Here is a 19706-nt window from a genome sequence, read left to right as displayed (position 1 = left end):
CGCGGGCGCGGCGCGCCTGCTCACCGATGGCCTGAACGGCCGGGCCGCGCATGGTCCGGCCGGAATCTCAAGGGGCACGCAGAGGCCCCGTTGCAGAACCTATCGCAACACCAACCACAACGACACCAAAGGAGAACTCGACATGGCAGCACGCCGCCCCCACGCTTTCGCTCCCAGCCAACGATTCCTGACGCTGCCGGCCGCCTTGTCGGCGCTGGCGGCGGCCGCCAGCCTGCTGTGCGGCTCCGCGCTGCTTTCGCCGGCGCTGGCACAGACCGCAACGCCTGCCACGGCGCAGAGCCCGGCAAGCAGCGGCGACCCTGCCCTGCACGCGCAGATCGAGACGCGCGCCAAGGCGGCCGAGACCCGGCTGATCGCCTGGCGGCGCGACATCCACCAGCATCCGGAGCTCGGCAACTACGAGACGCGCACCGCGAAGCTGGTCGCCGACCACCTGCGCAAGCTCGGCATGGACGTCAAGACCGGCGTCGCCAAGACCGGCGTGGTGGGCCTGCTCAAGGGCGGCAAGCCCGGGCCGGTGGTGGCGCTGCGCGCCGACATGGACGCGCTGCCGGTCAAGGAGCGCGTCGACGTGCCGTTCGCCTCGAAGGCCAAGGGCAAGTACCTCGGCAAGGAGGTCGACGTGATGCATGCCTGCGGCCACGACACCCACGTCGCGATCCTGATGGCAGCATAGATAACCGAAGAAAACATCTTTATATTCAACGACTTACAGCGAAAAATCAGGACAACATCTGCGCCAAAAACGTGCGGATACGTCCTATAAGAATCAAAGAGTTACTGCATGTTTTGAACAGCGGTCAATCCACCCCCGGCTCACGGCTGAAGTGCTCGCAGGTCACGAGCCTCGGGCACAGCTCCTCGATCGGGCAGTCGTACTTCAGGTACCAGGCGCGGTAGGCGTACTCGGTGTAGATGCGCGGCTTCGAGCACCGATAGCACGGGCCGTTCGGGATGCGATCGTAGACGGGCTGCTGGGGGAAATCGAAGTCGTGGTCGTAGGGCATGACTGCACTGTACAAAAATACAGTGCGCTTGGCTTCTACCTATGGAGTGCGTCGCTCCGGCTCAGCGCGTCGTAAGCGCGTTCACAGGCTTGCCCGGCGATCCGGGCGGCGTCAGCATATTCAGCCAGGATCCCCGCTCGGCGGTCAGCGCGGCTGAGCACGTCGGCAAGCACTCCGAGGGGATCGCCGGCTGCCTCGCTTCCGCTGGTAGCGGCGGGATTGCCGGCACGGCTGGCGGCGACGAGTTCGGCGACACGCTGGCGCAGCTGGCCAGCAACAGCATCAGCGGCGCGAGCATCAGCGCGCGCCTTGTCGGCTTCCTGTTTCGCAGCATTGGCAATCTCCGATTGAGCCGCGATGCGGCGTTGTTCTTCGGCGCGAGCCCGGTCAGCGGCCTTGACCTGATCGACCGCGGCCGCGCGCCGAATCTCGGCTATCTCGGCATCCTTGCCGCGCGCGGTGAACTCGGACCCAGCCAGGAACGCCAGCGCGAGCGCCGCAACGGCGGCGATGGTCTTCACCCAAGGCATAGCGCCCTCTCCTGCTCCCGGCGATTCACCAGTCCGGGCAGCTTCACGCCCTTGGCGTAGATCCAGCGCGGCAGCTCGTTGCAGGCGCCCACGTAGTCCCCGGCATTGAGCTTGCGCACGAGCGTCGATCGACAGAACTGGCCCCGGCCGACGTTGTAAGCGAACGACACCAGCGCGATACGCTGTCCTTCGCTGAGCGGCACGCGCACGCACGAGTTCACACCGGCATTCGCCTCCAGCAAGTCCTTCGCCAGCAGGTCGTCGCACTGCTCGCGTGTGTAGACCTGGCCAAGCCTCACGCCATGGGTCGCCCCAAAGCAAGCGGTCGGAATCCCAACCGGGTCAAGGTAGGCAGTGCGGCGCAGTCCCTCGAAGGTGGCGACCAGTGGCACGGCGGCGGCGATTCCAGCAGCGGCAATACGTCGGCGCAGGTCAGGATTCATGGCCGGGTCCCAGCGTTCGCATCCTGGCCGCGTGTTCTTCCGCTTCGCGCTGATCCTTGCGACGGATATACCAAGCGTTGTAACCGAACGTCAGAAGTGCGGTCACGATACCGACGATGATGCCTATGTCGGTAAGGGTGAGAGACGCTCCAATGGATACGATAGACCCGGCATATCCGGTAGCCTCAATGGGAGTAGGCAAGCGCATGTAAACCCCACAAGAATGCCGCTCTGCGGCGGCAGGAATAAATGGAAAGCAAGATCCTGAGATGATCTATGGCCGCAAATCCGCAAAAAATGTTGCTAACGTGCTTTCTTCATGCAGGTACTAAATACGACGAAACCATTCACCTCTTAACCCTCATCGCATTAGCCTCAAACTGGCAAACAACACGTGAATTGTTGTTGGTCACGGCTGCCCTAAGCCACCACTGCCCTCCGTTGGAATCCACGGCGAAAGGTGTAGCCATGATGTGGGATTTTGCAGATGCACCATAACCACCTCCACCGGAAAAAGAGACTTGCGGAGGAGACGTATAGCCGCTACCTGCAGCGGTAACCGTAATGCCGGTAACTGAACCGTTTGCGACCGTAGCAGTAGCGGTAGCACCGCTGCCTCCGCCGCCAGAAATCGTTACAGTTGGGGCAGACGTATAGTTAAACCCACCCCCAGTTACTGAGATAGACTCGACGCCGCCAGTAAATGCACCTGCGTTGTAGTCGATTTTGACCAGATCGAGATTCGGGGTGTCCCTCATCTTCGGGGACAAAATAACGCAGCCACCATAGTTTGCATTAGCGGTAGTGCTGCCAGCATAGGCAGCCTTTGCATATTGAAATTCGGAGCGACATCTATGCATGTCCAACTCGAAGGGGGTGCGCTCCCACTGCATGAATCCCCATCCTTGCCGATGCTCGACGGCGAAGTAGTCGTGCGTGTAGTTGCCGTTTGCCCCACAAGTTATTGCAGTCGTAATGTAGTCCGTTCCTGGAGTACCGAATGTGATGGGATTCCCATATCCATCGGTAGTTAGCTGAGGCACTTCATAATTTACGACGTAGTCATATATCTTCCCATCGGTGTTCAGGGAGAAACCTTGAAGGTTGACGAAAACAGCCGGCGACCCTCCAGCCCCAAAGTTGTACGTCATGCGAACATTGACTTGATTGTCCCCGGATACCCAACGGGCACGCATCCGGAAAGTGCGTTTGCCATAGCGGCGGGCATCCCTAGTGCATGTTCCGATCTCGGCTGAGTTGGTGCCGATGTCCATCATTCCGATAACCGGGTCCAAATACTGTCCCTCGGTACCGTTGAAACCTGTGAATGAGGCACGCAGGTAATACGGTTGCCCTTCTAGTAGATTTGTGTTGCCGTATTCCTTACGCTCAAGGACGAGCGTACCTGCACCAGGATTGACGCTTGGGTTATTCGGGTTATATGCACCACCCCATACTTTCCCCCACCACATGTCAGGGCCATACGTGCGCACACCACCAGTTCCGCTGTACGTATTGGCATCACCAAATGTCGGAGAAGGACACGACACACTGTTCCCCCCCGAAATGTCCAACCTTTGCCAAATGCGGAAATACGGGTTGATGTACTCATTCTTCCCGTATCCGTAACTAAGCCCATCGATCTGGTCGGCAAGGTATTGTTGGCCGGTAGTAATGCGAGCCTTGTTGAACTCTATGGCTCCCCCTCCGTTCCCAGGCTGCCCGGCGAAATGGCGCTTAGAGATGTTGGCGCCTTGGTCAATAATCCACACCCCTGGTTGCGACATATCGGAGTTCACCCGCCAGTCACCCGGCGGCACGAGCCGCTCTGTGCATGCGTCCGCTATCGCGTTGAATGCTGCTGTATCGTCAAACACACCGTCGCCCTTGGCACCAAACTGGCGAACAGAAACGATCTTTGTGTCGGCCAGTCTCCACCTGCCGCCATCATTGGCCACGATAATTGTGCCGCCATTGTCTTCGCTAGTATCATCGGCAGCATCGACCCAATAGCGGCCACCGCCCATATCACCGGGCTCGTAATACCCCAGCACTTCGACAAATTTTGCACCGTTTTTTGGAAGGGCTTTGAGGTCGTTAATCGACTTCACTACTCGCGGCGCTCCCCCGATAAGGGAAACTCCATTTTCAGGGTCGATATCATCTACGAGGCGCGCAAGTAAAGTGTTTGTGGACGCCCCTGCCAACGTATCGATGGACTCAATGTTGTCGCGATCCCAAACCGTATTACCCTTGCTGTCCTTCAGGATCATCCGGTAATTACCAGATCCGTAGACAGTGGCCTCACCACGAGCATTCAGCGTGATTGGATTGCTGTTCGGGATGCTTCCGGCTTGGTCTTGAAACGTCGCTTTAGGCGTCAACGTGCCAGCCGCATAGGTGTACAGCTTCCCGCCAGATAGGGGGCGACCGTTGAAGTCCTCGAAGGACATTACCGGCTCTTGCAACAGGCTCAAGGTCATATTCGGGCCTCAGAAATGACAAAGCCCGCTCGGTGGCGGGCGTAAAAATGCCCGCGCTCGGCGGGCTGATGCTTTGTGCTAATCTTTAGGGATGGACTGGATACACCCTGCAACGCTCGAAAAAGGCCTATGGCTCCTCGCGATCTATGGGGTGATCCAATTCATCCTAGGGTTCCGTGAGGGAAGGCGTGAGCGTCGAAGCGGCGGCTGGCGAGAGGTATGGCGCGAGCCGTTGCAGGAGAGGATTCGACGCCGCCTGCGAGGACAGCGCGGCACCACCACCTTGGAGCGGCGCGACTGAGCGCGAAATCAGGCGATTGGTCAACGCATTGCTACCCAACGCAGCATTCGCCAAGCGCCCCACAGTAAGTCCGGTTCCCACCGAAACAGGGTCAAACAAGGCGCCGGTACCGAGCACGCTGTAGACTCCGGCGCGCTGCGCGGTACCAGAGTCACCGACTCGACCCTTCAGAAACTGACCGGCGATGTCCGCCAGTTCTCCCAAATCCTGCGACCGGATATTGCGGGAGTTAGCCAAGCGAGCAGCCGAGATATCACCCTCGGCGCCACGCGGCACAATTCGGTCAAGCTCCATCAGGTTCGCCCACTGCTGGCGCGTTTTGGCAAACGACCTTCCCCCATCTGGCAGAGAACGGTTGAGCGCATCCATCAGGGCATTCCGAGTCTCCCTCGCATAGTGGGCAAGCGTCGAAGCGTTCGACTTGGAAAGGCGGTCAAGTCCCTTTTTGATGTTGTACGCTGCGTCAGCGTCAATAACATCCCCGGCCTTCACCTTGTTCAGAATGTTGTTGACCTGTTTAGCAACAACACCGAACTGGTCTTCAGTCAATTCGTTCTGAGCGTCAGAAACGATGCGTGCGAGATCATTCTGGAACGTCGTATCCGCCTTGACGGCCGTGTTCTTCAACACCCTGTCGAATTCGCCGCCAAGCCGCTTTTCCGCGCTCTTAATGGCCTGAGCAACGTTATCGGTGTTCTCGCCAATCGTGCGCGCGATTGCCGTATTGAACTGCTTCTGTTGCGCGTTCATGGCTGCGCCCTTCCCGGAGAAAGGGACATAATCCAGGGCGGCGGATAGCGCATTCATCGGCTTGCTGTTGACAAGCTGATCGGCACGGATATCAATGCCCTGCTGCTGGGCGCGTTGAGCCAGTTGGGCTACTTCGGGCGACACGGAGCCTAAGCCAACTGCACTACCAATACCACGACCTGCCGCACGTAGACCGGCGCCCACCACAGGGAACGCACCACCAATTGCTGCGCCCGTCCCTGCTTGCTGCGCCTTCTCGCGCCAAAAGTCGTCTCCCTGCACAGGCTGCGCGACACCCGCTAGCGCACCCGCAGCTCCGCTGCCAAGGGCTCGAGCTGCCAAGCCACCGCCCGGGATCAAGGCCCCAACTGGAAGCGTGGCGACGATCTCGCCGGCGACTTGGCCAACCTTCCCGGCAGTCGTCTTTCCCGCCCCTCTCTCGAACTCGCCAGTCCATTCCCGGATCGATCGATCAAGGTTATCCGCCTTGCGGCGCACCGTCTGCGCGTAGTTCGAATTCGGGGCGACAGCGTTCACGGCGGAAGCAAGCCCGCGCGTGCCAAGCTGGGCTAGCCCTCCCACTACGCGACCCACGCCTTGGAATGCGCCTTCACCCAAGTCTGCGAGTGTTGAGCGCCCTTCCTCTGCCGGCGCAGCGCTCGATACCCCGTCCGACGGCTGCTCACCAGCATCTCCAACGACTGGCGCGCTGGCCCACCATTCCCCGTCAGCGTTCTGCGCCGCGGCTGGAGCGGCCTGGGCGGACGGGATGGCTGCGTTCAAAATTCGGGAGGCTACCTGCTTCCCATACTCCAGCGTAGTGGGGGCCTTCGGGTTGCGAGGGTCAGATACGGCAACCCCTCGGCGAGCCTTCTCCAAGCCACCGGGGCCACCGTAATATCCAGCAGCAGTCAGCGCCGGATCGCCTCCGGCACGTTCATACATCTGCTTGATGTAGCGAATGCCAGCGCGTGCATTGTGCTCGGGATTGTTGATGTCCCACCCCCTGTCTGCGACGCTGTTGAACGTAGTCGGGATGATCTGCATACCGCCGACAGCGCCAGCGTTAGACGTCTTGGTGTTCTTGCCGCTGCTCGACTCTTGCTGATAGATGCTGCGCGCAATGGCCGCGATTTTCGGATCGACCGCTTCTGCTTCCAGTGCAATATCGAACGCGTCAGCTTTGGGTGCAGCATCCCACCAGTTAGCCATTACGGTTTCCTCCGGGTCGTCCCGTCGGGCGCCACGAACAGCGTGCCGGACGGGAGCGCGTCAAATTCTGCCTTGCTCGTAATTCGTCGAGCGCCGCCTTGTGCCGTTGCCTGGGACGGACCACGAGATAAAGGCAGGCCGCCTCGCGCTTGGTATTCCCGCAACGTCGGCTCATCGACGCCAGCAACGACATTGCGCTTCACCGCGTCGAGGTTGCGTCGCACATTCGCCAAGCCGGAACGCAGCTGGTCATCGGTGGAAAGAACGCCGGTGCCAAGTTCATTCAGCAGGCGTTGCAGCTCCTGATTCGTGACCGCAGCCCCCGAACGGTCCTTCAACGTCAGGTTCTGGAGCTGCGCGATCTTCTGGCGCAGGCGCTTGCCTTCGTCGGTCAGCATGAACTGCGGCAGCTGTCCGGACCATCCATAGCCTGGAACATCCTTGTTGGCATAACGAGCGATGTCCGCCTCAATGTCAGAAAGCAGCGACTCGAACTGCGGAATGTTGGTCTTGTCCAGTTGCGTAGACAATGCCGTCACCTTCTTGTCCAGCGCCTCGTTTGCCTTGTTCTCGCGGGCAGTTTGCGCCGTTTCGATGGCGCGTTGGCTTGTCAGGTTCTGCCCGCGAATCGTTACGTCTCGATTCGCAGCGTCGTTTGCACGCTGGTAATCGAACTTCTCACGGTCGAACGCCCGTTGCTGTTCCTGGCGCTCCCGGATCTGCTCCTCCTTCCATTGCTCGATGACGGGGATCATCTTCATCCGGTTTTGCTGGATTTGCGCCGGGTCGAACTGCGGTGGAAGTTTAGCCGCGATATCCGGATAGACCGCTGCCGCCCTTTGGCGAAACTCGTCCCATCCGGCCTGATCCCGGACGTTGGCCATATTCTTGTCGGCCCAGTCGAATTGCGCGATGAGTTCCTCGCGCTGGGCCTTTTGAGCGTCGCGCTGCGCCTGCTCCTGCTCGGACACGACCTTTCTGTAGCTCAAGAATTGAGCTGGATCAGCCGTGGCAATCTTCGGAAGTGCTTCCCGACGCAGATTCCCCTGTTCGTCATACGTATCGGCAGACGAGAGAATTGCCGCCAATGCATTCTCACGTCGCAATTCTTGTTCGCGTTGTGCCATCGCGATGTCAGCGAGCTTGTTGCGGCGTGCGTTGTCATATAGCGCCTGCGTTCCTTGCAGGCCACGCTGAAAGGCGAGCGGATCAAGTTCAGCCATAGGTTCCACCGAAGCTCGAATATGGGGAATAGGAGTACCCGACACCTGAATTCATGCCGGTGACCGGGCTCACGCCGTTCATGCCCCCAACTGTTCCAAAAATTCCGGACGGGGCGCTGGCGCCAGAACCAAATGCGCCCCAGTTGGTATTGGCAGCAATTCCGGCCAGAGATCCTAGACCGGAGTTGATCGCGTTGGCTTGGTTGATATAGCCCGAGCCTCGCGCAGTGCCACCATATTGGATGGCATTCCCGGCCTGATTGGCATAGTTCTGCCCAGCCTGCCCAAGCTGATTCGTTGCCGTCTGCCCAACACCGGCTATCCCAGCAAGCCGGTTGAAGGTATTCGTCTGATCGTTGGTGAAGCGGTTATAGGCGTTCTGGTACTCGTTCGAGGCGAAGTTCTGGCTGTACTTGGTCATCGCCTTAGCTGCGGCGCCGGAGAGAAGACCGCCGCGTGCTGCTGCGGACGACTCCAGAGCCTTCTGGCCTTCCCCGAGGCGGAACTCGTACCCGGGATCCGTCTTGAAGTCCTGTTCCGTGAACCCGCGCAGAAGACTGCCAAATGCCCCGCTAGGCTGCGAGCCACTCTGCTGTTGTCCGTACTGTTGCGCGTATGTCCCTACAGTCGGCGCATCCACTCGGCCACTCCGGACGGCGTCTTGCGCCTCGGGGCTGCTCGCTATGCTGCGTTCGATATCCGCGATGGACATCCCGCTGTTGGCGAGCTTCATGTAGTTTTGAAAGCCGCTCTCATCAGGCTTGCGCCCAAGATACGTCTGGTAGAGGTCCGAGATTGCCTGCGCGGGATTTACGTTCTGCTGTATGCCTAGCAGATAGGCGAGTTGATTGAGCGCGGCACCCCCAGTGTTTCTCCACGGCGCTTGGTCCTCGCGCTGCTGCTGGTACATGTCCCATTGCAGGTCGAGTTGACGATTTGCCGCGTCTGCTTGAGCCTGCCCAGCCTTCTTCGCAGCTCGTCCACCGATTACTGCACTACCGATCGCTCCAGCCGCGCCGATCGCTGCGGCCGCTACTCCGAAAGACATTTGCTCATCTCCGTTCGGTTGGCCAACAATTGCCGATTCTCTGGCGCGCCCAACAGTTCTCGGCTCGTGGACTCAGTAAGTTCCTCTACCAACTTGTCCAGATCGGTTTCGTCCGTCGCATGCACGGTCGTCCAGTACGTGTCTTCATGCGCATAGCCTGCGCGCTTCGCACCAGGCTTCGACGTGATAATCGCGTGTGCATCAGTGATGCGCTTTACGCCATCATCCGTCGTGACCTCGATGTCACCGGAGATGATGCATAGATGCTCCGTCTTATGAACGGCGCCGGTAAGGACGGTCCCCTTGCGGATGAGCATCTTCCGCGCATACAACCCGGGAGCGAAGTGGTGCCATACCGGGCATTCCACTTGTGGGTAGCGTGAGATGGCGCCCTCTAGGCGCTCTACCTTCTCACGCTGCGCAAACGTGACCAGCGGTGTGACTTTCATTCCGGTACGTTCTCCGCGCCAGCGATGGTCAGGGTCACGCCGTCACCGGCAGCGAACAGCAGCATGCCCGGCTCCAACTTCATGTTCACCAGATCGGTCAGCGGCGCCGATGTGCCATTGGGGATCGACTTGGTGGCAACCTTGGTACCGTCCGTCGCGGCGCCTCCTGCTGGCGCGATCCAGACATCGACGGTCACGGCGGCAGCACCAGGGTTGAAGCAAGTAGCGGCGTGAATGGCGGCGTAGGTATTGGCCGGAGCGGTATAGGCCGGCGTCGCGGGCGTTCCCGTAGCCAAGACGCCCTGATAGAGTCGTTTCCAGCGGATCATTGGTTCACCATGGTTTCGATGTCGGCTACGCGCCGAGAATTGGGTACGGACCCGACCGGCGACAGGTCGTCAGTGCGGCGCGCAGGCGGCTGCATAGCCATCGAGGCGACCTGCACTTCCAGAGACGCGATGCGCAGCAGCAGAGCGCCCACGAGCACCGCGCCGGAGAACCCTTGCAACAGAGTGTCCACGTCATCGACATGCTGGTCCACCGCGGCGACTTCCGCGCCGAGTTCGTTCACGTCCTGACGAATGGCCGCGATCTGGTTCTCCAGCTCGCCAATGTCTGGCGCATCGCTGCCGCCTACGCGCACGAAGATGCGCTGCAGGAAAAGCCACCACGTCCGGCTGATCTGGCCCGAGCGCGGGTCGATGAATGGCTCCTTGATGTTCGGGAAGCCGATCGATGTCGTCACGATGTCCCCGAATGCGCCTCAAGGAAGGCGCCCTGCAGTGCAATCTTGGCGTTGGCCGATGTGGCGACGCGGAAGATGCGATCGCGCCCGCTTCCCAGCCTGTTCCACTGGACGCGCTGCCAGAACTCGCCCAGTTGCCCCAGCTTCTGCACCAGCGTGGACGACCACGTATTGCCACCGTCGTCAGACCAAGACAGCCATATTTCGGGATCGACCTCACCCGGCACGTCCAGGCCGCCATTGCCGACGGCGACTTGGCAGTCCAGCACGAACTTGCTGAAGAACTGCCGGTAACCAGAGTTCACCATGTGCGGGAAGTCCTTGATCCGCTGGATCTCCGCGCCGTTGTCGGTGTAGGTGTCGAGGTCGAGCTCGTAGACGTTCCCGTTCTCGAAGTCGCCGACGAGGTTCTTTCCGTCGTAGTAGGCGTGGCAGTTGGCCCGGTGCCGCGTTTTCTCGTTGTCGCTGATCCGGTATTCCCGCTCGTGCCACTGGTTCGTGGATACGTCGTAGCACCACGTTTTCTTGGCGCTCGGGAAGGTCAGGACGAAGAACGAATGGCCGTCCTGCTGGTAGGTCCACGAGAACGCGTCGTCGATCCGGCTGTAGCTCGCAATCTCGGCCTCAAGCGCATGGTTGCTGACGCGCTGTGGCTGGTAGTTGTTGGCCCGGTAGACGATGCTGCCGCCGTTACGGTCGCGCGCCAGCCAGTAGATCGTGTTGTCGAGGCGATTGACCGAGTGCGGCGCCGCGCAGCCAACCTCGTTGAACGCCCCCTGCATGCGCGCAAACGGTGCGTCTGCATCGCCGGAGTCGTAGAAAATCTCGATCGTCTGCGGGCCGAACCACCAGAGCTCCAGGTGATCCACGACGCCAGACACAATCGGATCCGGCGAGCCTTCGGCGCTGGCGAAGTCGAGCGGATCGAGGGTCAGGGCATACAGCCCCGTCCAGTAAAACTGCTGCGTGCCAGGCTTGTTGAAGATCAGGCGACCATTGAGAAAGAACACGAAGTTCGCGCCGTACCAGCCCTCGCCTGACATGGAGCCAGCAACGAAGGTGGATAGGTTGACGGTCGGCGCAGTCGTCGTGCCGTCCACGAACACGGCATCGGTGCCATTGTCCGATCCCACCACGCGCCCTTCCGCCGTCGCCAACGTGGCGACCTGCGCCCAATTGCCACTGTTGTGCCGATACAGCTTGTTGCCTCGTACACCGAACAGAGAGCCTAGGCTGCTGACGAACAGCAAGCGCACCGCCCCATCACCAGGGATCGTGCTCCACATCTTCAGGCCCGGCGTCCCGTAGAACGTCAGCGGGGCCGGCGAGTCCTGAGGGTTGATCTCGGGATACAGGTTGACGCACCGTTGGGCGCCAGCGATCTTGCTCCGCGCCGTGTAGGAAGCGGAGGTAAGGGCGACACGAGGCATCAGTACACCATGTCGCCATAGATGTTGTAGCGGCCATTCGGCAGCAGCCCGGGGGGCAGCTTGGCCATCGGAATCGCCGAGTTGTTGCGTTTGATCGCGCGCTTCGAATTGACCGCCATCGCCTGGATGTCCGGCCGCAGCGGGGAACCGTGCATCGCGCACAGAAGAACGGCCAGATTCGATCGGATGGCCCCTTCGTACTCTCGAGGAAGGCTCACCTCGTCACCGACGGTCAGATATTCAGGCAGTTCCTTGCGGACGGTGACATGGATGTCGCCGTAGTCCGGCTGCGGCCAGATGAACAGCTCGCCGAGCGGGAAGTCCGGGCGGTAGTAGACGATTGCAGGTACGCCCTGCAGCGTCTTGACGCCGAGTCGCTGATAGTCCTCGAACGCTGTCATCACCCGCAGCGGGTAATCGACATCGATATTCCGCCAGAACGCCGCTTCGATCGCGACAGGACGCGGGATATTGACGTTCCCGCCTGCGCCGATGGTGTAGGACAGCGCGCCATTGGCTTGAAACGAGATGTCCTGCTTGGCGTAGACGGCGATACCCTCCGTCTGCCACTGCGCGATCATCTGGTTCAGAGTCATCAGCGCGTCCTCTGCCGTCTCCGCGCTTGGCGTCTGGCCTTCGCCGATGACGCCGACATCCTTCAGCGCCAGATTGATCAGCTTATCGATCGTCGCCATTGCGCTCTGCCTTCGGTGGGCGACCGCGGCGCTTCGCCGGCTCGCCGACCTGCGCAACCTTCTCTGGATGGTCCACCCATCCATCTCCGGCCTTGTCCAGCGCGTCGGCCGTCTCGAACAGCTTGGCGCCGTGCTCGGCGTGGTACATCCAGCATGGAAAGCTCATAGGAACAGGCGCCCCGTTGCCGAGGCGCCCCTCACGCTTAGTTGTTGACGGCGCGAACCGCGAGCTGCGGGTACAGAGACGCCGAGCCGTACAGCACATCAACGCGGCACGGGAAGGCGTCCGTGTTGATGTCGTACTGGCGGATGATCCGCAGCGAGATACCGTCGTAGGTCTGGCGCGAGGCAAAATCCACGCCCTGCGGCAGCACCAGATCGGCGGTTGCGAAGGTGAAGGCCGACTCGTGGAACTGCAGCGACTGCTGGAAGGCGGTCGAGGCAGCGCCGATGAAGGTCATCGCCGCGTTGTCGGCGGGCGAGCCGGAGACGGTCTGGTAGGCACCCGAGGTGATGATGGCCGGCGAGATTCCCACGCTGCCAGCGCCGCCAGCATAGTCAGCCGTCACGACGAATTGCTGCAGGACGCCGGTGGATTGGCGGGTTTCCGGATGGACCTGGAACACACCGGCGATGGTGAACACGTCACCAGCCTTGAGTGCGCCAGTGCCGCCATCCACCACCAGCGACGAGCCGGTCTGGCCCGCGCCGTTCACCAGATAGGCGTCATCCACGCCAGCACCTGCCGTATGAATCGGCATCAGGGTGTTTTCGTAGAAGTCGAAGCCGGCAGTACGGCCCATCATGCCTTCCTTGTACTGCTCCTTGATCGCGGCCGAATCCTGGAACAGACCCTTGAGCGCATCGACCAGATCGACGTTGGCCTGGGTGTTCAGGATCGTGAATCGCTTGCCGTCGTTCGGCGCCAGGTTGTCGTTCAGCTTCTTGCGGCCTTCCAACACCGTCTTCAGGCTGTTCAGCGGCGAGCCCGGCGTGCCCACGACGTTGAACACGTCCTTGTAGCGCTTGGACAGCACGTCGAATTCCACCGAAGCGGCCAACTGAGCCATGGCAGGTTCGATGAAGCGCTTCGAGAACTCGTCGATGTCGAGGGTCAGTTCAGCCGAAGTGAACGACATCGGCACGTGCTTCTGGTTCGTGATCGGCAGCGAAACGCTGGTTTCGGTCGAGTCCTGCGAGCCGAGTGCAGCGCCATCGGTCACGGTGTAGCGGACCGGCTTGCGAATACGCAGCGTGTCGCCGATCTTGGCGCCGGACTTGGCGAACGAGTCGTCGTACTGGCGGTTGATGTTGCCGACGAAATTCAGCTTCTGGTGAAGGATGCGCAGCGCCTCCTTCGTGATCATGTCGGGGGTGAGCAGGGTATTTGCCATCGTAGGCTCCTAGAAATGCAAAACCCCGCCGAAGCGGGGTTGGGTTGGCGATCAGCGCCGAAGCTGCTTGTTCCGTCGCCGCATCCACTCATCGATAGGGATGTCGTCGCTCAGGCCAGAGTCAGCCGTCTTCCCCGTGCCGATAGGCTTGATGGGGTCGGGCGCTTTAGAGACAGGTTTCGGTGCGGGGGGCTGCTTCATGCTGAATTCCAGCTTCGTCAGCTCACGCGCCATCTGTACGGGCGGCAGGCGCAGAATCCGCGCCGCTTCGTCCATGTCGTTGCCAAGGCGATGGAGCAACTTGTGCCCTGCATCAGACTCGACCACCAGCTCCAGGAATTCCCGGTTGGCGCCCAACATCTGAAGGTTCGAGACGGCACGGTCGAAGTCCGGAAACTCCTTGGTGCCAGCTTCATATGCCTTGTTGCACGACTCGTTGAAGCGTTGTTCTGCCAGCTTTGCCGCCGCCCGCTGCTCCACCAGAGATTCGACATCCACATGGGGGGCATCAGGCATCTGCGGCGCTGCTTCGCCTTGCTGAAGCCGAGCCAGTTGCTCGCGGTACTGCTGCAACTCGGCTTGGTACTGCTCGGCGGCACGCCTTGCCTCGTACTTTTCGCGGGTCAGCTCACCGATCCGCTTCTGGAACCAGGGCTCCTTCTTCTGCTCCGGCTCCTGATGCTCGGTTTGCTGTTCCGCTGCCTGCTCTGCGGTCGCTTCAGAGCTAGTGGTTTCGACCTGCTGCACCTGTTCGGCATCATCTGCCGGCGCCGGGATCGCGCCTTGCACTTCGTCGTTCATGGTTTCCCAAGCGATTAAGCCCGGTGATACGCGCCGGTACGGTTAAGCCCTCACATGGGCTGTTGATCCGGGGCCTGAAGGCCTGCGGAATCTGTGGGCATAAAAAAACCCGCCGAGGCGGGTTCCTGTTGCATTTCTTCCTGTCCGGGAGGGCCACCCGGATAGATGTCCGGAGACGCCATGGCCTGCAGGCCCATATCCGCAGCGATCTCGTTGGCGATCGGAACGGGCATCGTCGGGTAAATGAGCTTGAGGCGCTCCGTCTCGGCCTTGTAGCGATCGATGAGAAGCTTCTGGCGATCCAGATCCTTGCCCTCTGCCAGCTTGTTGTACTCCTGACCAAGCGTGGCAAGCTGGCCCTGCATCTGCTGCAGCTGCTTCCGCATTTGAGCAATGGCCGGCGATTCGTCTTCGCCCTTCAACTCCTGCGGCACCATCTTTTCCAGCCGCTCGGCCAGCTCATCCGCCATCGGGAAGTCGGCTGCCTTCATGATCAGGTCGCCAGCCGTCGCCAAAAGCTGCGGGTTGCCTTGCACCATCTGCGTCAGCGCGTCAAACGCTTCCTGGCGACGCGTGGTGTAGCTCGGACCGACGCTCACGGCCACGTCATAGCGGCCGACAGCGGGGTTGTAGATGCGCTCAATCTCCCCGGTCATCGCGTCACGCTTCTCGACAAACGCGCGCTGCTGCTGCGGGTCGATCTTGGCGTGATCTTCGCTGCCATCCTCGCCAAGAATCCGGACGATCCGCGGCGTGTCGTAGATCTTCGGGATCAGGTCGATCAGGATGCGGCCTGTGTACTTGATGGCCCGAGCGACGTTGTCGACGAAGTGGAACGTTGCCGTATCGCCCTCGCGCTGGCGCGCCATGATTGCCTTGCCGCTCGTCTCGTTGGACCGCGCTCCCATCGAGGCATCGTACTGGCCCGATGCCATCTTCAGTTCTTCGGCCGCGATGCGCATGCCGTCAACGTAGCCCTGAGCCATCGTCGGCGGCATCTGACGCTGCGGCGGCGTCACTGGCTGACCTTCCGCGTCCACGTCGTTGTAGGGCAGGTACGGGAAGTTCACCATGTTGGCGTTGTTCCAGTACTTCTCGTAGCCCTCGAACGCCCGGGCGGGCCCCACATAGGGCGATTTGCCCTGCAGGGCGACGAACTCGGTGGCGCAGGATGTCCAGTAGTTGTACATCCGCTGCGCATCCTTCAGCGCACGCGTGTTGCCCTTCCGATCCGTCTTGCCGTCGATGTCCACCTCATCGCCGACGACGCGGACGATGGGGATGTACTTACCGAGCCAATCTCGCTGCTCAAGCACCTTGTCGCCAGCAATGAAGTACCAATTGACCTTCCGGCGCTTGACTGTGCGCTTGCGCTGGATTGGCATCGCGTCGATCAGCTCGCGATCTTCCGGCGACATTGCCGACATCAGAATGGTGTTGCCATTCTCATCGGCGATCAGCGTATCGGTCAGCTCCTCGATGCAGAAGTATTCGGCGATGCGGATGGTGTCCTTGTTCAGCCACGCATCACCGCCGCCCAGCTTCGGCCAGCCGATCTGCTTGGCGTTCGGATACTGCGCCTTGAATTCCTCGCAGGGCAGATCCTGGAACACGAATGCGAACTTGGCATCAGAGCCGTCCGCTTCCTCGATGTTCGGGTCCAGGAAGATGTTCAGCGGGTTCTTGACACGCCGGATGTAGATTTCCTGCTCGAAACTCTCCTCGCTGACGTACTCGGTCGTCACGCGCCAATAGCCAATGCCCGCATCCACCGCAAATTCCGCCGCGGTGTCGTAGGCCGTATCCGCATCCGAGTTCTGCTCGATATGGCGGATGATCCCGTTGTAAATGTCGGCCGTCTTCTTGTCGGCCCCACTGTCCACCGGATAGACGCGAATGGACGGCTTGTTCTGGCGCGCCTCGTTCGAGATCTGGCGGTTGTGCTGCTTGACCTTGTTGACCGTCAGAATCGGGCGCTGATCCTCCTGGCGCGAGCGCAGGATCTGATCGGGCCACTGGTAATGATTGTCGGGATCTCCATTAGCAAAGCGCAGGTCTTCGAGGAACAAACGGCGATTCGTCGCCTCTGCTTCCTCGCATAGAGCAAAGCGCTTGTGCGCTTCCTCTACGATCGCCTTTTCACGTTTTGCCATTTATGCCATCCATGCGCCGGCGCCGGTCGACCGGGTCGGCAACTTCAATTTCACAGGAGCACGACCAGTAGCCGCCGCTCGCCGGGCACCCTCGCAGGCATACCGAAGCGCGTCTATCACGTGGTTGTGCTTGTCTTCAAGGATCGGCAGAACCTGACCCGTCAACGGGTCCTCCTTGTACCGATACAGCGTCAGTTCATCGATCAGGTGCTTGCAGCGTGGATGGACCACGATGTCAAAGCTCTTAAGGAACTCGACGCCCTCTTCAAGGGACTTGGCGCCCTTGATCGCTGGTCGGATCTTCGGGAAGCCGTTCTTCTGCATGTGGCTGATCGTTTCTGGCCGCGCAGAATCAGCCGTGATCGGCCACTTCTCGGCGTCCGGCACCGACATGAACAGCTCAGGCAGGTTCACGATCTCGCAGCCGATCATGTACGCCTCGTAATCGACGTACAGCCGGTTGCCTTCGATGGCGCAACGGATCAGCACCGTCGGATCGACCGAGAACCCCCAGTCCGCGCCAAGCCGGTAGATCGTGCCTTCCGGAAGCTCGAATTCCTCGACCTGCCAATTGCGGAACACGCGCGCCTCGGTGTTGCGCTGGTACTGGCCAAGCCAGATGTGCGCGTACTTGTCCGGGTCGCGGCCCTTGTCGTACTCCATTTCCTCCCGCAGCACGTCGGGGAAGAACGGGTTGTCCGAGTAGTTGACCTCGATAACCACAGCGCCAGGAGGCGGCTTTGGCCCGCGCAACAGCACGTCAACCGGGTCCGTCTCTTGGCTCGGGTTCCAGCTGAACCACAGTTCCGATCCAGGCTTGCGGATCGTCGGGCGCAGTAGGTCAAGGCTGCGCTGGCTCAGGCTCTGCGCTTCCTCGACCCACGCCACGTCGTAACCTTCCAGCGACTTGATCGAGTCCGCCGTATGGTTCTGCATGCCCTGGAAGATGATCCGACCGCCGTTCTTGGCCAGGATCTTCTTGTCCTGCACCTCGAAGTAGGCGCCGGCATTCATCGCCTCGATCTTGCTTTCCAGCAGCTTCTTGACAGACTGGTCTAGAGACTTCTGGACTTCTCGAACGCAGACCCCATCGGTGCGCTGCATGATGCTGCGCTCGATCAGCATTTCCCCGAAGAAGTGGGACTTGCCCGAGCCTCGGCCACCGTGCGCGCCCTTGTAGCGCGCTGGCTCGAGCAGCGGGAGAAATACCCGCGGCGTCTGCAACTGCAGGACGGTCACGAACCGAACACCTGCCGCCGGTATTCCCACATAAGGCGCTGCGAGATGGACTGAACCGCGTAAGCCTCGAACTCTGGGCTCGGGTTCCTTTCACCGATCAGATCTCGCGTCTCCTGCCAGATGTGGACTGCCTCATGGACCAGAAGGCCAGCAATCTCAATCTGATCCCGATCTTTGTCCGGATGAATGCAAACGATGCAGCAAACATCCTTCGCGGGATTGTTGAAGAAGTGCGCCGTTGCGTCTGCGCGCGCCGTTGTCAGGAAATTCGGCCACGTATCGCGCGGCACTTTCATGCTGCGCAGCTCTGCGTGGAACTGAGCCGCGTTGGTGCACAAAGTGAAGTAGACCGGCGACCGCAGCAAATCTCGGTCCAGCCATTCGTTTCTCACTTCTGTCCCTTAGGATCGACCACGACCCGCTGAATGACGCTGATGGGCCCACCGTCCTCGCCAGTGAGCTCGGCCTTAACCTCTTTCGGCAAGACCTTCGGGTAAATCTGCGACCAGAAGATGCGCTCGTTGACCTCGTTCGTCTGAGCCCAGCGCAGCATTCCTTCGGGACCTCCCAAGCCTTCTGCTACCTGCAAGATGGCTTCTCGGACGTCCTTGGTCAGCTTGTTCGGCGTACCTTTCGGGCGTCCGGCGCCTTCACGCTTTCCGCCGTGCGCCATGATTTCTCCCGATTCTTTTTCAACTCAGTTGCATTTACTCGTCACCCTCCAGAACGGCCAGCTTCTCGCGCAGCGAGTAACCCATCAGCGGCCACACCTTGGTGACAGCGTTCTGACGCGCGATCTTGCGGCCGATTTCCGGATTGAAGTTCTCCGGGCTGGCACAGGCCGACTCTCCCGTCACGGTGAAGCCGTTGCGCAGCACCAGCACGCAGAAGGTCAGCAGCGCCAGCGGCGCCGGCACCGTTGTCTCCCGGTAAAGGCTTTCCCCCTTGCTGGCCTCCACCTCCGCACCGAATACCCCTTCGGCCGCCGTGAAATAGTGCTCGCTGGCGATGTTGGCCTCGACATCGGCCGGCGTCACTCGCGGCGCGGTCTTGCCCTTCGCTTGGATTTCGCGTTCGATTTCGGCGTCAGTCATAGGACTCAGGAATAAAAAAGCCCCGCATTAGGCGGGGCAGTCTCGCGGGTGGGGTGCGAGGGTAGGAGACAAGTTGAGGGGCCGCTCTATCTAGCAAACTCGCCGTACATCTCTTTCGCAGCCGCCCGGTATGCGTCGACCGCTTCTTCCTTCGTTTTGAAGGAGCCTATTCGAATCTCCTTCCCATCTCGATAGATCCGAGCGATCCATCTATTCTTCTCTGGCTTGAATCGGACACCGCGCTCGCCCGACGCGCCGGGCCGTGCGGCAGTGTTGATCTGGTTCTGCGAATGATTTGCTGGGCGCAGGTTCTCTATCCGATTGTCATCTTTCACGCCGTTGATGTGGTCGATCTGCGTTGGCATCACTCCGTGATGCAGCAGAAAAACCAAACGGTGCTCCTGATACCTCTTGCCAGAGATCTGGATGGTTCTGTACCCAGTTTGCAGCAAGCGGCCGGCCCTATTTCCAGCCTTCGCATTGCTGCCCCGATCGACGCGCCAGTAAAGGCCGCCATCACGGTAATCGAATAGGTTAATAAGCGTTTCTTGGTTCACGACTTCATCCTTGTCTGAACGATCAATCAGGCTGCGCATTCCCTCACGGCTGACACCTCGTACCCGGCCGGGTCGGTTCACCGCCGCGGTCCGCAGCGGATGAGGTGCCATGCGTGAGTAAACGCAAAAGC

At 60.5% G+C, this 19706-nt stretch carries 20 protein-coding genes and 1 pseudogene; 1 reads left to right on the top strand and 20 read right to left on the bottom strand.

The features are described 5' to 3' along the window. Positions 1-142: 142 nt before the first annotated feature. A pseudogene (locus tag F7Q96_RS07725) lies at positions 143-691 on the top strand (M20/M25/M40 family metallo-hydrolase); the annotation flags it as partial. Between the two features lie 130 nt (positions 692-821). Here F7Q96_RS07725 and F7Q96_RS07720 read toward each other — a convergent pair. From F7Q96_RS07720 to F7Q96_RS07620, 20 genes are all read right to left on the bottom strand, one after another. Then, positions 822-1043 (bottom strand): hypothetical protein, encoded by a 222-nt coding sequence (locus F7Q96_RS07720; protein ID WP_144425808.1) that lies wholly within the window; start codon positions 1041-1043, stop codon positions 822-824. A 20-nt stretch (positions 1044-1063) separates the two neighbouring features. Beyond that, positions 1064-1558 (bottom strand): DUF2514 family protein, encoded by a 495-nt coding sequence (locus tag F7Q96_RS07715; protein WP_053821946.1) that lies wholly within the window; start codon positions 1556-1558, stop codon positions 1064-1066. Then, complete coding sequence (locus tag F7Q96_RS07710) at positions 1546-2001, bottom strand: lysozyme (RefSeq protein WP_053821947.1); 456 nt, start codon at positions 1999-2001, stop codon at positions 1546-1548. The genes F7Q96_RS07715 and F7Q96_RS07710 overlap by 13 nt, the downstream gene beginning before the upstream one ends. A gap of 347 nt (positions 2002-2348) precedes the next feature. Beyond that, positions 2349-4484, bottom strand: coding sequence for a hypothetical protein (locus F7Q96_RS07700; protein ID WP_151022407.1), 2136 nt, complete (start codon positions 4482-4484; stop codon positions 2349-2351). A 166-nt stretch (positions 4485-4650) separates the two neighbouring features. Next, positions 4651-6747, bottom strand: coding sequence for a lytic transglycosylase domain-containing protein (locus F7Q96_RS07695; protein WP_151022405.1), 2097 nt, complete (start codon positions 6745-6747; stop codon positions 4651-4653). Next, on the bottom strand, positions 6747-7970 hold the full coding sequence (locus F7Q96_RS07690; RefSeq protein ID WP_151022403.1) for a hypothetical protein: 1224 nt from the start codon (positions 7968-7970) through the stop codon (positions 6747-6749). Before F7Q96_RS07690 ends, F7Q96_RS07695 begins: the two co-directional genes overlap by 1 nt. After that, entirely contained in the window at positions 7963-9018 is a 1056-nt protein-coding gene (locus F7Q96_RS07685) for a DUF4214 domain-containing protein (RefSeq protein WP_151022401.1), read from the bottom strand. The genes F7Q96_RS07690 and F7Q96_RS07685 overlap by 8 nt, the downstream gene beginning before the upstream one ends. Then, positions 9003-9467, bottom strand: a complete 465-nt coding sequence (locus tag F7Q96_RS07680) for a hypothetical protein (protein WP_053821952.1) — start codon at positions 9465-9467, stop codon at positions 9003-9005. Before F7Q96_RS07680 ends, F7Q96_RS07685 begins: the two co-directional genes overlap by 16 nt. Next, a complete protein-coding gene (locus tag F7Q96_RS07675) occupies positions 9464-9796 on the bottom strand; it encodes a hypothetical protein (protein WP_151022399.1) in 333 nt (110 codons plus the stop codon). Before F7Q96_RS07675 ends, F7Q96_RS07680 begins: the two co-directional genes overlap by 4 nt. Further along, on the bottom strand, positions 9793-10212 hold the full coding sequence (locus F7Q96_RS07670) for a hypothetical protein (protein ID WP_151022397.1): 420 nt from the start codon (positions 10210-10212) through the stop codon (positions 9793-9795). The genes F7Q96_RS07675 and F7Q96_RS07670 overlap by 4 nt, the downstream gene beginning before the upstream one ends. Continuing rightward, positions 10209-11642 carry a hypothetical protein gene (locus F7Q96_RS07665; RefSeq protein WP_151022395.1) on the bottom strand — a complete coding sequence of 478 codons (1434 nt, stop codon included), beginning with the start codon at positions 11640-11642 and terminating at the stop codon, positions 10209-10211. Before F7Q96_RS07665 ends, F7Q96_RS07670 begins: the two co-directional genes overlap by 4 nt. After that, on the bottom strand, positions 11642-12421 hold the full coding sequence (locus F7Q96_RS07660) for a hypothetical protein (RefSeq protein ID WP_151022393.1): 780 nt from the start codon (positions 12419-12421) through the stop codon (positions 11642-11644). The genes F7Q96_RS07665 and F7Q96_RS07660 overlap by 1 nt, the downstream gene beginning before the upstream one ends. 119 nt (positions 12422-12540) lie before the next feature. Next, complete coding sequence (locus F7Q96_RS07655; RefSeq protein WP_151022392.1) at positions 12541-13731, bottom strand: P22 phage major capsid protein family protein; 1191 nt, start codon at positions 13729-13731, stop codon at positions 12541-12543. Positions 13732-13782: 51 nt separating this feature from the next. Then, a complete protein-coding gene (locus F7Q96_RS07650; RefSeq protein ID WP_151022390.1) occupies positions 13783-14532 on the bottom strand; it encodes a hypothetical protein in 750 nt (249 codons plus the stop codon). Positions 14533-14582: 50 nt separating this feature from the next. After that, the gene (locus F7Q96_RS07645) at positions 14583-16685 is read right to left on the bottom strand and encodes a portal protein (protein ID WP_151022388.1); all 2103 of its coding nucleotides are present in this window, start codon (positions 16683-16685) and stop codon (positions 14583-14585) included. Then, positions 16686-17924: a PBSX family phage terminase large subunit gene (locus tag F7Q96_RS07640; RefSeq protein ID WP_170265914.1), complete on the bottom strand. Its 1239-nt coding sequence runs from the start codon at positions 17922-17924 to the stop codon at positions 16686-16688. Then, complete coding sequence (locus tag F7Q96_RS07635) at positions 17921-18316, bottom strand: hypothetical protein (RefSeq protein WP_151022384.1); 396 nt, start codon at positions 18314-18316, stop codon at positions 17921-17923. The genes F7Q96_RS07640 and F7Q96_RS07635 overlap by 4 nt, the downstream gene beginning before the upstream one ends. After that, positions 18313-18597, bottom strand: a complete 285-nt coding sequence (locus F7Q96_RS07630) for a hypothetical protein (RefSeq protein WP_151022382.1) — start codon at positions 18595-18597, stop codon at positions 18313-18315. The genes F7Q96_RS07635 and F7Q96_RS07630 overlap by 4 nt, the downstream gene beginning before the upstream one ends. A 34-nt stretch (positions 18598-18631) precedes the next feature. Continuing rightward, positions 18632-19018 carry a Gp49 family protein gene (locus F7Q96_RS07625; RefSeq protein WP_151022380.1) on the bottom strand — a complete coding sequence of 129 codons (387 nt, stop codon included), beginning with the start codon at positions 19016-19018 and terminating at the stop codon, positions 18632-18634. Between the two features lie 86 nt (positions 19019-19104). Continuing rightward, entirely contained in the window at positions 19105-19614 is a 510-nt protein-coding gene (locus tag F7Q96_RS07620; protein WP_170265913.1) for an HNH endonuclease, read from the bottom strand. Positions 19615-19706: the final 92 nt, after the last annotated feature.

Source organism: Cupriavidus gilardii, from assembly GCF_008801915.1.
Lineage (GTDB): Bacteria > Pseudomonadota > Gammaproteobacteria > Burkholderiales > Burkholderiaceae > Cupriavidus > Cupriavidus gilardii.
Note: the sequence above shows the minus strand (reverse complement) of the source record. Positions and strands in the feature narration are given on the sequence as shown.